This is a genomic window from Micromonospora noduli, assembly GCF_003264365.1.
GTDB classification, from domain to species: domain Bacteria; phylum Actinomycetota; class Actinomycetes; order Mycobacteriales; family Micromonosporaceae; genus Micromonospora; species Micromonospora noduli.
Genome location: NZ_PYAK01000004.1, coordinates 260,421 through 274,430 on the forward strand (window position 1 = coordinate 260,421; position 14,010 = coordinate 274,430).

8 protein-coding genes are annotated in these 14,010 nt (G+C 70.8%); 5 read left to right on the top strand and 3 right to left on the bottom strand.

What is annotated here, in order from left to right; all coding sequences use genetic code 11:
• The first annotated feature begins 13 nt into the window (after positions 1-13).
• The 4 genes from GUI43_RS05360 to GUI43_RS05375 all read left to right on the top strand — a co-directional run bounded on the left by GUI43_RS05360 (position 14) and on the right by GUI43_RS05375 (position 6,140).
• A complete protein-coding gene (locus GUI43_RS05360) occupies positions 14-1,837 on the top strand; it encodes an alpha-galactosidase D (protein ID WP_112698166.1) in 1,824 nt (607 codons plus the stop codon).
• A gap of 81 nt (positions 1,838-1,918) precedes the next feature.
• A complete protein-coding gene (locus GUI43_RS05365) occupies positions 1,919-4,327 on the top strand; it encodes a glycosyl hydrolase family 95 catalytic domain-containing protein (RefSeq protein WP_112698167.1) in 2,409 nt (802 codons plus the stop codon).
• Positions 4,327-5,553, top strand: a complete 1,227-nt coding sequence (locus GUI43_RS05370) for an SGNH/GDSL hydrolase family protein (protein ID WP_112698168.1) — start codon at positions 4,327-4,329, stop codon at positions 5,551-5,553. The genes GUI43_RS05365 and GUI43_RS05370 overlap by 1 nt, the downstream gene beginning before the upstream one ends.
• A 92-nt stretch (positions 5,554-5,645) precedes the next feature.
• Positions 5,646-6,140 (top strand): DUF2231 domain-containing protein, encoded by a 495-nt coding sequence (locus tag GUI43_RS05375; protein ID WP_146765863.1) that lies wholly within the window; start codon positions 5,646-5,648, stop codon positions 6,138-6,140.
• Between the two features lie 10 nt (positions 6,141-6,150).
• On the opposite strand, the gene GUI43_RS05380 is transcribed toward GUI43_RS05375, so the two are convergent.
• The 3 genes from GUI43_RS05380 to GUI43_RS05390 all read right to left on the bottom strand — a co-directional run bounded on the left by GUI43_RS05380 (position 6,151) and on the right by GUI43_RS05390 (position 10,757).
• Complete coding sequence (locus tag GUI43_RS05380) at positions 6,151-6,594, bottom strand: DUF1801 domain-containing protein (protein ID WP_112698170.1); 444 nt, start codon at positions 6,592-6,594, stop codon at positions 6,151-6,153.
• A 44-nt stretch (positions 6,595-6,638) separates the two neighbouring features.
• The gene (locus GUI43_RS05385) at positions 6,639-7,286 is read right to left on the bottom strand and encodes a DUF998 domain-containing protein (protein WP_112698171.1); all 648 of its coding nucleotides are present in this window, start codon (positions 7,284-7,286) and stop codon (positions 6,639-6,641) included.
• A 129-nt stretch (positions 7,287-7,415) separates the two neighbouring features.
• Positions 7,416-10,757 carry a S8 family peptidase gene (locus GUI43_RS05390; RefSeq protein WP_112698172.1) on the bottom strand — a complete coding sequence of 1,114 codons (3,342 nt, stop codon included), beginning with the start codon at positions 10,755-10,757 and terminating at the stop codon, positions 7,416-7,418.
• Between the two features lie 326 nt (positions 10,758-11,083).
• Here GUI43_RS05390 and GUI43_RS05395 point away from each other — a divergent pair, with 326 nt between their 5' ends.
• Positions 11,084-12,967 carry a Xaa-Pro dipeptidyl-peptidase gene (locus tag GUI43_RS05395; protein ID WP_112698173.1) on the top strand — a complete coding sequence of 628 codons (1,884 nt, stop codon included), beginning with the start codon at positions 11,084-11,086 and terminating at the stop codon, positions 12,965-12,967.
• Positions 12,968-14,010: the final 1,043 nt, after the last annotated feature.

Genomic DNA, 14,010 nt, shown 5'->3' on the forward strand with positions numbered 1-14,010 from the left:
CAGGAGGTTGACCATGCCGTCACCGACAACCCCGCGCAGACAGCCCCGTACCCGGGTGCCGCTCGTCGCGGCGGCGCTGGGCGTGCTCCTCGCCGCGGGCGCCGCCCCAGCCCAGGCCGCCCCGACGACAGTGGCCCAGGCCGCGCCGACGCAGGCCGCGGCGGACATCGCACAACGCCCCTTCATGGGGTGGACCAGTTGGACCATGCAGTCCTCGAAGTACCCGGGTCTGAACCCCGACGGCGACTACAGCTACCTCACCGAGGCCAACGTCCTGAAGCAGACCGACGCCCTCGCCACCAAGCTGAAGCCGTACGGCTACGAGTACGTCAACATCGACGCCGGCTGGTGGCGGGACAACGCCTGGGTGCCGCGCTTCGACCAGTACGCCCGGCAGACCCCCGACCCGGTGCGGTTCCCGCGCGGCATGCAGGCCGTCGCCGAGCACATCCACGGCAAGGGGCTGAAGGCCGGCATCTACCTGCCCGTCGGGCTGGAGAAGGAGGCGTACGCAGGCGGCGCCGCGCCGATCTGGAACGCCCCCGGCTGCACCACCGCGAACATCGTCTACCCGGACCTGCGCACCACCAACGGCTGGGACAGCGCGTACAAGCTGAACTTTGACAACCCCTGCGCGCAGAAGTACATCGACTCGCAGGCGCAACTCTTCGCCGACTGGGGTTACGACTTCCTGAAGCTCGACGGGGTCGGCCCGGGCTCGTTCAAGTCCGGCGACAACTACGACAACGTGGCCGACGTCGCCGCCTGGCAGCGGGCCATCGCCACCGCCGGCCGCCCGATCCACCTCGAACTGTCCTGGTCGCTCGACATCAACCACGCCGCCGACTGGAAGCGGTACTCCAACGGCTGGCGCATCGACACCGACGTCGAGTGCTACTGCAACACCCTGGTCAGCTGGGAGAACTCGGTAGACGACCGGTTCGACGACGCGCCGGCCTGGAGCCGCAAGGCCGGCCCCGGCGGGTGGAACGACCTCGACTCGCTCAACGTGGGCAACGGCGAGATGGACGGCCTCACCAAGGCCGAGCGTCAGTCGTACGCGACGCTGTGGGCGATCTCGAAGTCGCCGCTGTACACCGGGGACGACCTCACCCGACTCGACGACTACGGGTTGTCGTTGCTGACCAACCGCGAGGTCATCGCCATCGACCAGAACGGCGGCGCGCCGGCCCGGCCGGTCACCCCGGCCGGTGACCAGCAGGTCTGGGGTGCGAAGAACCCGGACGGCAGCTACACCGTGGCGCTGTTCAACCTCGGCGACGCGCCCGCGTCGGTCACCGCGCACTGGGCGTCGTTCGGGTTCACCGGCAACGCCTCGGTCCGGGACGTGTGGAACCGCCGCGACCTCGGAACCCAGAGGAACGCCATCACCGCGGCGCTGCCCGCGCACGGCTCGCGGCTGTTCACCGTACGGCCGGGCACCGCTCTGACCTCGACCAGCTACGAGGCCGAGGCGGCGGTCAACACCCTGACCGGTACCGCCTCCGTCGGCGGCTGTGACGCCTGCTCCGGGGGTCAGAAGGTCGGCAACCTCTATGTCGGCGGCACTGTGCGGTTCAACGAGGTGACAGTGCGCAAGGACGGCATCTACACCGTCGCCGTCTCCTACGTCAGCGGTGACGCGCGCTCGGTGCAGGTCTCCTCCAACAGCGGCAACGGCAGCTACCTGAAGTTCCCCTCCACTGGTGACTGGGGCACCGTCGAGACGGTCAGCGTCCAGTTGGCGCTGAAGGCGGGCGCCAACACCATCACCTTCGACAGCGGCACCTGGTACTCCCCCGACATCGACCGGATCGCCGTACCGCAGACCCTCTGACGTGCCCGGCGCGGCCCGGCGCGAACAGCCTGGCCGCGCCGGCGCGCGCATCCGCCGAACGCCCAGGTTGGAGAACCCGACATGGAGATCCACAACACGCGCGACAACCACCCCAGCCGTCGCGGCTTCCTCGCGCTGGCCGCCGCCACCGGCGCGGCCACCGCACTGGGTGGCCTACCCGCCTTCGCCGCCACACCCGCACCCCGGCGGCCCACGACGTCGCCGATGCTCGCCGGAAACGTCGCCGAGAAGAACCAGCTCTGGTGGCGGGCACCCGGCTCCGCCACCTCGATGATCGAGCAGGGCCTGCCGGTGGGCAACGGCCGACTCGGGGCGCTCGCCAGCAACGACCCGTCCCGGGAGTTCCTGGCGATCACCGATGCGACGCTCTGGACCGGTGGCCGCAACGACACGCTCGACGGCGACGGCCAGTTCCTCTACGGGCGCGAGGACTTCGGCTCGCTCACCATGCTGGCCACGCTGACCGTCGACATCCCCGGGCACGACCTCGGCGCGGTCGACGCCTACCGCCGCACCGCCGACCTGGCGCAGGGCCTGGTCAGCACCGCGTACGACATCGGTGGGGTCGGCTACCGACGGGAAGTCTTCGCCAGCCGCCCGGACGACGTCATCGTCCTGCACTTCACCTCGCAGAGCGGCGGCACGTACACCGGCACCGTCTCCCTGGCCGGCACCCACGGCGAGTCCACCACCGCCGACCCCACCGGCCGGTACGCGTCGTTCGGCGCGTCGTTCGCCAACGGGCTGCGCTACGGTGCCGCCGTCACCGCGCACAGCGGCACCGGAACGGTGGCGGTGAGCGGCACGTCGATCTCCTTCACCGACTGCCGGGACCTCACCGTCATCGTCAGCGGCGGCACCAACTACGCGCCGACCGCCGCCACCGGGTTCCGCGACGAATCGGTACAGCCGCAGCGGCTGGCCCGGGACAAGGTCCTGGCCGCGGCGCGTGCGTCGGTCCGCGAGCTGCTGCACACCCACGTCGCCGACGTCCGGCCGGCGTTCGAGCGGTTCGCCATCGACCTCGGCGCGTCGTCCGCCGGCCAGCGCGAACTGGACACCTGGGAGCGGGTGCAGGCGCGCTGGCGCGACAACGTCCCCGACCCGGAGCTGGAGGCCGCGTACCTCCAGTTCGGCCGGTACCTGCTGATCTCCGGGTCGCGGGGCAGCCTGCCGATCGGTTTGCAGGGCCCGTGGCTGGACGGCAACGACCCGGACTGGATGGGTGACTACCACAGCGACGTCAACATCCAGATGACCTACTGGCCGGCCGACCGGGCCGGCCTCACCGACACCTTCGACGCGTACGCGGACTACTGCGTGGCGCAGTTGCCGGTCTGGACCGAGGTCACCCAGCGGCTCTTCAACACCTCGACCAACCGGTTCCGCAACAGCAGCGGCCGGGTCGCCGGGTGGGCTGTCACCTTCTCCACCAACCCGTACGGCGGGAGCGGCTGGTGGTGGCACCCCAGCGGTAACGCCTGGCTCTGCCAGAACCTGTTCGAGCACTACGAGTACACCCAGGACCGCGGCTACCTGGCGAAGATCTACCCGGTCGTCAAGGGTGCCGTGGAGTTCTGGGAGACGCGACTGGTCACCGCTACCGTCACCGACGCGTCCGGCGCCACCCGCGAGGTGCTGGTAGCCGACCGGGACTGGTCGGCCGAGCACGGGCCGCAGGACACCCGGGGCAACACCTACTCCCAGGAGCTGGTGTGGAACCTCTTCGAGAACTACCACACCGCCGCTCGGGTGCTCGGTCGCGACGCCGACCACGCCCGGAGCGTCGACGCGCTCCGCAAGCGCCTCTACCTGCCCGAGGTCAGCCCCACCTCGGGCTGGTTGCAGGAGTGGATGTCACCGGACAACCTCGGTGAGACCACGCACCGGCACCTCTCCCCCCTGATCGGTCTCTTCCCCGGTGACCGGATCCGCCCGGACGGCTCCACCCCCGCCGCTATCGTCGCCGGTGCCACAGCCCTGCTCACCGCGCGCGGCATGAACAGCTTCGGCTGGGCCAACGCGTGGCGCAGTCTGTGCTGGGCGCGGCTGAAGGACGCGGAGAAGGCGTACCAGCTCATCGTCAACAACCTGCGGCCGTCGACCAACGGCAGCAACGGCAGCGCCATGAACCTCTTCGACATCTACGAGACGAACCCCGGCCGGGGCATCTTCCAGATTGACGCGAACCTCGGCACCCCCGCCGCGATCGTCGAGATGCTGCTCTACTCCCGGCCCGGTCACGTCGAGTTGCTGCCGGCGCTGCCCGCCGCCTGGGCGTCCGCCGGTTCGGTGGCCGGCGTCGGCGTACGCGGCGGTTTCACCGCCGACCTCAGCTGGCGCGACGGGCGGGTCACCCAGGCGCGGTTGACGAGCGTCGGTGGCCGCAGCACCACACTGCTGGCCAACGGTCGCTCCCGCCAGGTCACACTGCGCCCGGGCGAGTCGGTCACCCTGAGGAACCTCTGATGCGGGCCGGTCTCGCCCGCCGCGGGGCGGCCGCCGCCGTCGCCGCGCTGCTCTGCGTTCCTCTGGTCGGGTCGGCGGGGCAGGCGCGGACGCGGCACGACCCGGCGGCCGGTGACGGCCGGCACTTCGCTGTCACCTGGGCCGCCAGTGCCGACCGGCAGGGCGCCGGGCCCGCCGAGCGCAGCTACCGGCTGGTGGTGCGCACCAGCGTCGGCGGGGACGCGCTGCGGATCCGTCTCACCAACGCCTTCGGCGAGCACCCGGTGACCTTCAGCAGCGCGTACGCCGGGTTGCAGCGGCAGGGCGCCGAGCTGGTCGGAGGCAGCAACCGGCGGCTGACGTTCGGCGGTCAGCCGTCCGTCACGGTCGCGGCCGGGGAGACGATCCTCAGCGACCCGCTTCCCGGCCGGCTGGCCGCCCAGAGCAATCTCGTGGTGAGTCTCCACGTCACCGGAGCGCAGGGCCCGACGAGCGGGCACGGCATGGCCATGCAGACGTCGTACGCGGCCGCCGGTGATCACGCCGCCGAGGAGGCGGCGACCAACTGGACTGACTCGATGACCTCCTGGTACTGGCTGGACGCGGTCAGCGTGCGGACGTCCACAGCGACCGGCTCGGTGGTGGCCCTCGGCGACTCCATCACCGACGGGTGGGCCTCCAGCACTGATGCGAACCGGCGCTGGCCCGACTACCTCTCCCGACGGCTCCAGGCCGCGCCGGACAGCCCGGTCAGGGGCGTGGCCAACGCCGGCATCTCCGGCAACAAGGTGCTCGCCGACGGCGCCGGGGAGGCCGCGCTGCGCCGGTTCGACCGTGACGTGCTCTCCCAGCCCGGGGTCGACACGGTCTTCGTGTACGAGGGCATCAACGACATCAAGGCCCACACCGGCGTGACGGTGGACGACCTGACCACTGGTTACCGGGAGCTGGCCGATCGGGCGCACGCGGCCGGCAAGTGCGTCGTCGGCGCCACGGTCATGGCGTTCAAGGGCTGGCCGGAGTACGACGCCGCAGGTGAGGCCGTGCGCCAGGGCGTCAACGAGTGGATCCGGCACAGCGGCGTGTTCGACGCCGTGGTCGACTTCGACCGGATCACCCGCAGCCCGTACGACAGGCAGGCGCTGCTGCCGTTCCTCGACAGCGGGGATCACATCCACCCCAACGACAAGGGTATGCAGGCGATGGCGGACGCCGTCGACCTGGCCGCGTTGCGTTGCGACAGGTGAGCGATCGACGGGGATGACACGCCGGCGTGGTACCGATAGCGTCCCGGTGTGGACGATCAACGTCCAGGCCGATGTCACCGGAGGAGACGCCGATGTTCGAGGAGTTCATGGGCATCCCGGCCCATCCTCTGCTGCTGCACGCCGCTGTCGCGTTCGTGCCGCTGCTGGCCCTGCTGACTGTCGGCTACGCGTTCGTCCCGCTGATCCGGCCGCACACCCGGTGGGTGCTGGGGCTGCTGGCCGTGGGCGCGCCCGTCGCCGCCCTGCTGACGAAGCTCTCCGGTGACGCCTTCCTCGAGCGGATGCGCTCCGCCAACCGGGTCACTCCCGAGTTCCTGCCGAAGCTGGAGGCGCACCAGGAGTTCGGTGACATCACGCTCTACGCCAGCATCGGGTTGGGGGTGGTGGCCCTGGCGCTGGTCCGGCTCGTCCCGCCGAGGACCGCCGACGCCGGCGCGGACGGACGGCCCGGTCGGCCGGTGACCCTGGCGTTGCAGGTGTTGTCGTTGGTGGCCGCCGCCGTCACCGTGTATTACGTGGTCCGCACCGGCGACTCCGGGGCGAAGGCGGTCTGGGAAGGCCAGTGACGTCGAGGGCTCATCGGCGGCTGGCCCGGTCCACGCCCCTGTGCACCCGGACGGTGCGCTCAATCAGCTGCCGCAGCACACTCTCGTCGACGTCGTCGAGCCGCTTCAGGTAGAGGCATCCCTTTCCGGCGCGATGCGGGCCGAGCCGGGCGAGGAGCGCGCCGTACCGCTCCTCGAGACCGCCGCCGGTGAGGTAGACGACGAGGTGCTGTTTGCGTGGCGAGAAGCCCACCAGGGGCGCGTCGCCACTACGCCCGCTCTCGTAGGTGTAGTGGTAGCTGCCGAAGCCGACGATGCTCGGGCCCCACATCACCGCCGGCTCCCCGGTCAACTCGCCCATGATCGCGCGGAGCCGCCCCGCGTCGGCCCGCCTACGTTCGTCGGGGTTGCTGGCCAGGAAGTCGTCGACGCTGATCGCGGTCGGAACGGCTACTGGCTGCTTCGCTGTGGCCATGACGTGATGCTGTCACGTGCGTACGACCAGAATCACCTCAGCGGTCAGGCCCCTTCGTCGCGTGTTCGCCAGGAGAGCGCCACGAGCCACCCCGAGATGAGCACCGCTCCGACGGCGAAGCGGATGCTCGCACTCCCCTCACTCCACGGCAGAGCGGTGAGCACGAATGCGACAGCACCGCTGGCGGCGCTGTAGAGCGCCCACTTCCGGTCCCCCTGGGCGGTGCACCGTCGAGCGAACAGCAGGCCGGCCGCGATCAGCGACAGGAACGCCGCCGCGCCGCAGACGGTGTGCAGAATGCTGGCCGTGCTGGCCTGCTCGGGCAGCCCGGCCGGGGTTCCGGGTGGCCAGCCGAGCGCGGGATCGGGCACGAAGATCCCGCCGCCGACCATCGCCACCCCGTACACGCCGACCAGCACCGGCACCACGGTGCCGGCCCGACCCGGTCGCAGCGCCTGCCACAGGCCCACCGCGAAGGCGACGGCCAGCACGCCGGTGCCCGCGAACGCGATGACCTGCAACCAGCCGAGGTCGCCGAGGGTGAGTGAGCTGATCGCGTGCCGGCGCAGGTCGAATCCGGACCGGGTGAACGCCTGCCCGAACGACAGAACGGGGAAGATCAGGCCGGCGACCGTGCCACAGCCCAGCAGGAAGTGGGTTCGGCGCAGCGATGTCTCGGCGACGGACGTCATGGGCGTACCTCTCGTTGTCGGCGTCGGGGTTCACCGTCACGACGATCGAGGTGAGGCCGGATCGACACCGCGACGCAAAAAGGTGGTGCGGACCCGGCCGGAGCCGGGCCGCACCACCTTTGTCGACGGTCAGCCGGCGTGGTACGCCCGGATGATCGTCTGGTCGATTCCGCTACCGCCGTTGGCGGCGGCCTTCACCCGCAACGACACGGACTGCCCGTCGGCGGCCGTCGGCAGCGCGACCCGGTAGCTGTCGCCGCTGCCGCTGACCCGGGCCGACGTCCAGGTGGCACCGTCGTCCGTCGAGGTCCAGACCTGGAACGACGTCACCTTCTGCGCCTTGATGCCCCGCATCTGCCGGACGGCCAGTTCCGCCGTTCCGCCGGTGGCGTGGTTGTTGGTGTCCATCGGCAGCGCGTAGTCCACAGCGAGCAGCGGCAGCGGCACGCTTCCGGTGCCGTCCGGCCCGGCCGAGCGGAACGTCCACGACGTGTTGACAGTGGTGGAGATCGGCAGGATCAGGCTCGTGTCGACGTCGAGGGTCAGCCGGTAGTCGGCCGCCTGCTGCGGCACCGTGAAGTCGGCGAGCGGGCGGTCCCGCTCCTCGACCAGTTTCCCGTTGCGGTACAACGACAGCTTGCGGTTCACGCCGATCGCGGAGCCCTGGAGGCAGTCGGCCCGCTGGTGCTGGTCGGTCAGCGACACCAGGTCGATGTGCAGGTTGCCCCGGGTCCGCGACGGCGCGGTGGCACAGCTGTGGTCGACGCCGGCCGGGTCGTCGTACCAGCCCGAGTGCAGCGGCTGGCGCGCCCAGACCTTGGTCTGCAGACTGCCCGGCTGGTAGGTGCGGGGCGCCTCCTGGGCCGACAGGCCACCGTAGACACCCTCGTCGGCCCAGCGGTAGCCGGCCGAGAGGTAGTCGGTGCGGTACGGCGGCAGGTTCCCCTCGTGGGTCTGCGTCACCGGCACCCCGTCCGGGGTGAAGCCGCTGCGGATCAGTTGGGTGACCATCCCCTCCGAGTCCATCTGGTGGAAGCGCTCCTCGATCCGGGCGAGCTTCGCCTGCTCGGCCTTGTTCACCCGGAAGGCGGGGTCGGCCGGTGCGCCGCCCGCGTACTCGTGCACCAGGTTGTAGCGGTACGGCTTGGCCGTGCCGGCTGGCGAGTCCAGGTTGACCGCCGCCCAGGTGCGCCGGGAGCCGAAGGTGGGCTTGGGCAGCGCGGTGGTGCGGACCGTCGTCTTCGCCCCGTACCCGCTGATCTGGTGCCACCAGGACAGGCCGTTCGGCGCGGTCTGGACGTTGGTGAGGTCGGTCCGGGTGGGCGTGGTGGGCACCCCGTCGACCGTCGCCGTCACCGGCCTGGCCCGCGCCGGGTCGAGCGTCACGCTCCGAGCGCCGCGCACGTCCAGGTCGACCTCGGCGGCGAGCGTCGTCTCCAACACGTCACTGTCGACGTAGTAGGCGACGGACGAGCCGAGGACCGCGTACCGGCCGGCCGGCACCCGCAGCGTGAAGGCGTCTCCGGGCGTGCCGCCCGCACCGCCGTAATAGATCAGCGGGTCGGTGAGGTTGGTGACCAGCAGGTTGATCCAGCTCTCCGCGCCGTCCTTCAGGCCCGGCAGCGGCTTCGTCTGGATCGTCAGGTCGTAGCTGGGCTGCTCGACGGAGAAGCTCACCGGAGTCGTCGCGACCAGCTTGCGGCCGGAACGGGCGGTGACGGTGGCCAGGTAGAAGCCCGGTCGGGCGGCCAGCGCCGCACGGTTGACCCGCAGGGTCGCCGAGGCGGTGGTGCCGTGCCTGAGCGCCAGCCGGCTCGTCGACAGCGACGCCGCGCCGCGCGGCACCGGTTGGCCGTCGTGGTTGACGATCGACACGTCGAGGTCGAGAACGGTCGTCGACTCACCGGTCCAGCTCAGCTTCGTCTCGCTGGTCCCGGACTGCGGGTAGGCGAAGGTGCCGAGGTTGACCACCGGCTGGTTACTGGTCGGGCCACCGAGGGGCCGGGCCGCGTTGAGCCGACCGGCGCCGACGGCGTACGGGTCGATGCCGCTGAGTGGGTCGGCGGCGCCGGCGAGGGCAGCCTTGAGTCGCTCACCGCTCCAGTCCGGATGGCGCTGGGCGAGCAGCGCGGCGGCGCCCGCCACGTGCGGGCTCGCCATCGAGGTGCCGCTGATCGCCTCGTAGTACCTGTCGATCGGGTCCTGAAGGTTGGTGCCGGCGGCTCGGGCGGCGACGATGTCGACACCGGGCGCGACCAGTTCCGGCTTGGCCACGTTGCTGGTGACCAGCGGCCCACGGCTGGAGAAGTCGGCGAGCTTGTCGTTGCGGTCGACCGCGCCGACGGTCAGCGCGCTGGCGGCCGAGCCCGGCGAGGAGATGGCGCCGCCGCTGTTGCCGGCGGCGATGACGAAGAGCACGCCGGTGGACCTGCTCAGACCGTCGACGGCGAGCGACAGCGGGTCGTTGCCGTCGTCCGGGTCGCTGCCGCCGAGGCTCATGTTGATGACGTCGGCCCGGGTGGCGGCCCACTCCATGCCGGCGATGATGCCGGAGTCGTCGCCGTAGCCGTGGTCGTCGAGAACCTTGCCGATCACCAGCTTGGCGTCCGGCGCCACGCCGCGACGCTGACCGTGGGAGGCCGCGCCGGTGCCGGCGATGGTCGAGGCGACGTGCGTACCGTGGCCGTTGTGGTCGACGGCGTCACCACCCTCGACGGTGAAGTCGGCCCGGTCTGCGACCCGGCCGACCAGGTCCGGGTGGCTGAAGTCCGCGCCGGTGTCGAGCACCGCGACCCGGACGCCCTTGCCGGTGTAGCCGGCCTTCCAGGCGTCCGGCGCGGCGATCTGGCCCAGGTTGCGGTCCAGGCCGGCCGGGCGCCCACCGCCGGTCAGGGCGGTGGCCCGGACCTTGCGGTCGAGCCAGACCTTCTTCGCACCGGCGAGCAGCGAGTTGGTCGCGAGCTTCGCCGTGGCCGGGCTCTTCTTGGGTACGCGGCCGGCGACCGCACCGATGCTGGGCAGCGACAGCACGTCACCGAGCGCGGCCACCCGGGCGGACGCGGTGGCGGGCTGCACGATGAGCGGCAGCTCGGCGGAGTTGTCGTCGTCGTAGCCGTCGGCGATCAGCGTGGTGACGTCGAACAGGTCGGGGTCGAGCACCGAGCCGACCTGGGACGCGACGCGGGCGGGGATGACGTGCAGGTGACCGTCGGGGCCGCAGCTCTGGTGGATCACCGCGTTCTCGTCCGCCGGCCGAATTGTGGCCTGCGGGCAGCCCGATCCGCTGTCCCGTACCGTCACCACGTCCCCGGTCAGCAGGGTGACGGTGTGCGTCTTCCCATCAGCAGTGGCCGCGGGTGCGCCGGTCTGACCGATGTCGCTGGGTCCGGCCGTGGCGGTGCCGCCCGGTAGGGCGGTCAGCGTCGTGGCCGTGACAGCGACGGCCAACAGCCATCGCGTTTTCCTGAGCATGTCGCTCCTCGTCTAATGTGGACGAAGCCGCCTCTTCGGGCGACTTCGGCAAGATCATATGCAGGGGAACGATCATCCGGGCACCCCTTGACGAGGGGTTTTCCGGCCCTCGCGGTGAGGATTTCGGCGCTGTTTCGCCGCCGGGCTCAGTTCGATGTCGTTTCGATTGCCGCCCACCGGACCGACAGCGACGGTGCGGACGACAGATGCGCCCCTGGCCGAAGGGATCGACGGGATGCCGGCCCCGCCCTAGCATGACGACGAATGGATCTTCGAGATTGGCCAGTGCCGACCCCGGCAACCAGCCCAACCGAAGGGAGACGCGAATGCGTCGACCCCGTCATCTGGCACTCCTGAGCGTCGGCGTGTCCGGCGCCCTGGTCCTCGGCGCAGCCCCACCCGCGGCTGCCGCTTTGCCCACGCCCACCACGCCCACCGGCATCGTGGTCAGCGACGGCATGACCCAACCGGTGTTCTCGCTCGCCGACGCGATCGAGGAGCGCGTGTTCGTCCAGACCCCTGTGGACACCGACCACGACGGTCGGCCCGACCGGGTGGCGATCGACATCTCCCGCCCCCGGGAGACAGCCACGCAGGGCTTCAAGGTGCCGGTCATCTTCGAGCACAGCCCGTACCGCAAGGGCACCTGGGGTGACGTGCCGTACCCGAGCGTGCTCGTCGACGACCTGCCGCAGAACGGCCTGACCGACCGCAACGGGCGTCGCGCACTCGACGCCGGCGCACAACGGGCCCAGGCGAAGGCCAACCTGCCTGGCTCGCTGGACGACTACTACGTGCCCCGCGGGTACGCGGTGGTGCTCGGTCAGAGCGTCGGCACCGGCGACTCGGACGGCTGCCCGACCAGCGGGGACCAGGCCGAGACGCTCGGCACCAAGGCGGTCATCGACTGGCTCAACGGCCGGGTCAAGGGGTACGACGCCAACGGCGCCCCGGTCACCGCCGGCTGGACCACCGGCGCGGTCGGCATGACCGGTGTCTCCTACAACGGGACGCTGCCCAACCAGGTCGCCACCACGGGCGTCAAGGGGCTCAAGACCATCGTGCCGGTCTCCGCGATCAGCAGCTGGTACGACTACTACCGGGCCAACGGTCTGGTGGTCGCGCCCGGGACGTTCCAGGGCGAGGACCTCGACATCCTGGCCCAGTACACCGCCGGGCAGGCCCGCGCCGAGGGGCAGTGCGCCGACGAGCTGGCGGATATCACCGCGAAGCAGGACCGGGTCACCGGCGACTACTCGAAGTTCTGGCGCGACCGCGACTACCTTGATGCCCGGGACGTCGAGGCCAGCGTCTTCGTCGTGCACGGCCTCAACGACTGGAACGTGAAGACCGAGCACTTCGCCGGCTGGTGGGACCAGCTCGCCAAGCGCGACGTCCCCCGCAAGATCTGGTTGCACCAGGGCGGCCACGGTGGTCCCGGCAGCAGCGCGTCGGTGACCCTGCCCAGCGGCCAGACGTGGACGTACAAGCAGACCGAGAACCGCTGGTTCGACTTCTGGCTGTGGAACGTGCGCAACGGCATCATGGACGAGCCGACGGCGGTGCTCCAGCGCGAGGACCGCGCCTACACCACGTACGCCAACTGGCCCGACCCGGCGGCGCGGGAGGTCGGCCTGCACTTCGCGGCCACCGACACCACCGCACCCGGCGCGCTCACCACCGGCAAGCCGCCCAAGGCCAAGGTCGAGCAGAGCTTCGTCGACGAGGGCCGGACCATCCACCCGGACACCCTGGTGTCCAATCCGGACACCGCGAGCGCCAACCGACTCGCCTACCGCTCCCCCGAGCTGACGCAGAGCGTGCGCATCTCCGGACGTCCGGAGATGCGACTGCGGATGGCCATCGACAACAAGCCGGACGCGAACCTCACCGCGTACCTTGTCGACTACGGCCCGGCCGGATCGACCGCCGCCCCGACAGTGGTGACGCGAGGGTGGATGGACCCGCAGAACCGCAAGAGCGCCGCGCGCACCGAGCCGGTCAAGCAGGGCAAGCTGTACGACTACCGGTGGACCATGGAGCCGAAGGACTACATCTTCCCGGCGGGACACCGGATCGGCGTTGTCGTCTTCTCCAGCGACCAGGAGTACACCCTGCTGCCGTTGGGCGGCACCGAACTGCGGGTCGCGCCGAACGACAGCGAACTGCGACTGCCGGTTGTCGGCGGGCGGAGCGTCCTCGGGTTCTGATTCGTCTCTGCGCTCCCGGTGGGGCAGTCCGACACGTTCGGGCTGCCCCACCCGCATGTCGGGACCACTCCGCCGCAGGTGCTGGCGGCGTTGTCGACTCGCTTTCCCTGATGTCGGGGTATCGCACGACACCGTGACACCCGCATGATCGTGCTCGATCCTGGATGTAGTGGCCTCGCGGCGTAGGGAGGGACCTGTTTCCTGGATCGAGCACGATCATGCGGGCGCGAGGTTCCGCACAGCACGTTGTCCCCTGGCCGGCCGCCAGTCCGCACGACGCTCTGCCCCCTGAGTCGGCCCGGGCCGCACCGCGCAATGACCCGCAACCGGGCCGACCTGTACGGCGCCGCGCCCCCGAGTCGGGCCGGGCCGTAAGACGCATTGACCTCAGACCAGGCCGATCCGCCCGACGCTTTGCCGCGCCCCCTGCCTCAGCCCGGGCCAAGCGTCCAAACCGCGCAGACGGGCATGATCGACTCGGTTTTCAGGAAGTCGGGGCATCCCCGGCACCCGGACACCGCGTTTTCCATGAACCCGAGTCGATCACCCGCCCTGACCGCCGTGTCCGGTTCGCCAGGGGGCCGATTTATCCCGTTTGGGCCGCAGTGTCGGGTGGTCGGGGCCGCCCCGCCGGTGGAATCGGGGGGCGGCCGGGGTCGTTATACCTGGCATGCCACCGCGACCCCCGGGGTCGTGGGGCGCGGCAGCCGCCCGGGAACACCTGGCAGGCCGCCCCGGTTACATCCCCCGAACGGTCGAGCAGCACAACGGCCGACTCCCGCGGGTAGGCGGAATGACCGGCCACCGCGAACGGTTACACCCTGTCCCGACGCCGACCCCCTCGTTGCGGGTCACCGGGCAAAAGCTTCCCCGCACGGCACGCACCCCCCTGTACTGCCGTGTGGGCACCCCCGACGCCAGAGGAGCACGCCATCATGCGTACCGATCTGATCCGTAAGACCGCTTTGACCGCTGCTGGCCTCGCGTTCACCGGTGGGGCTATCGCCGGACCGGTGACCGCCGCGTACGCCGCGTCGGATGCC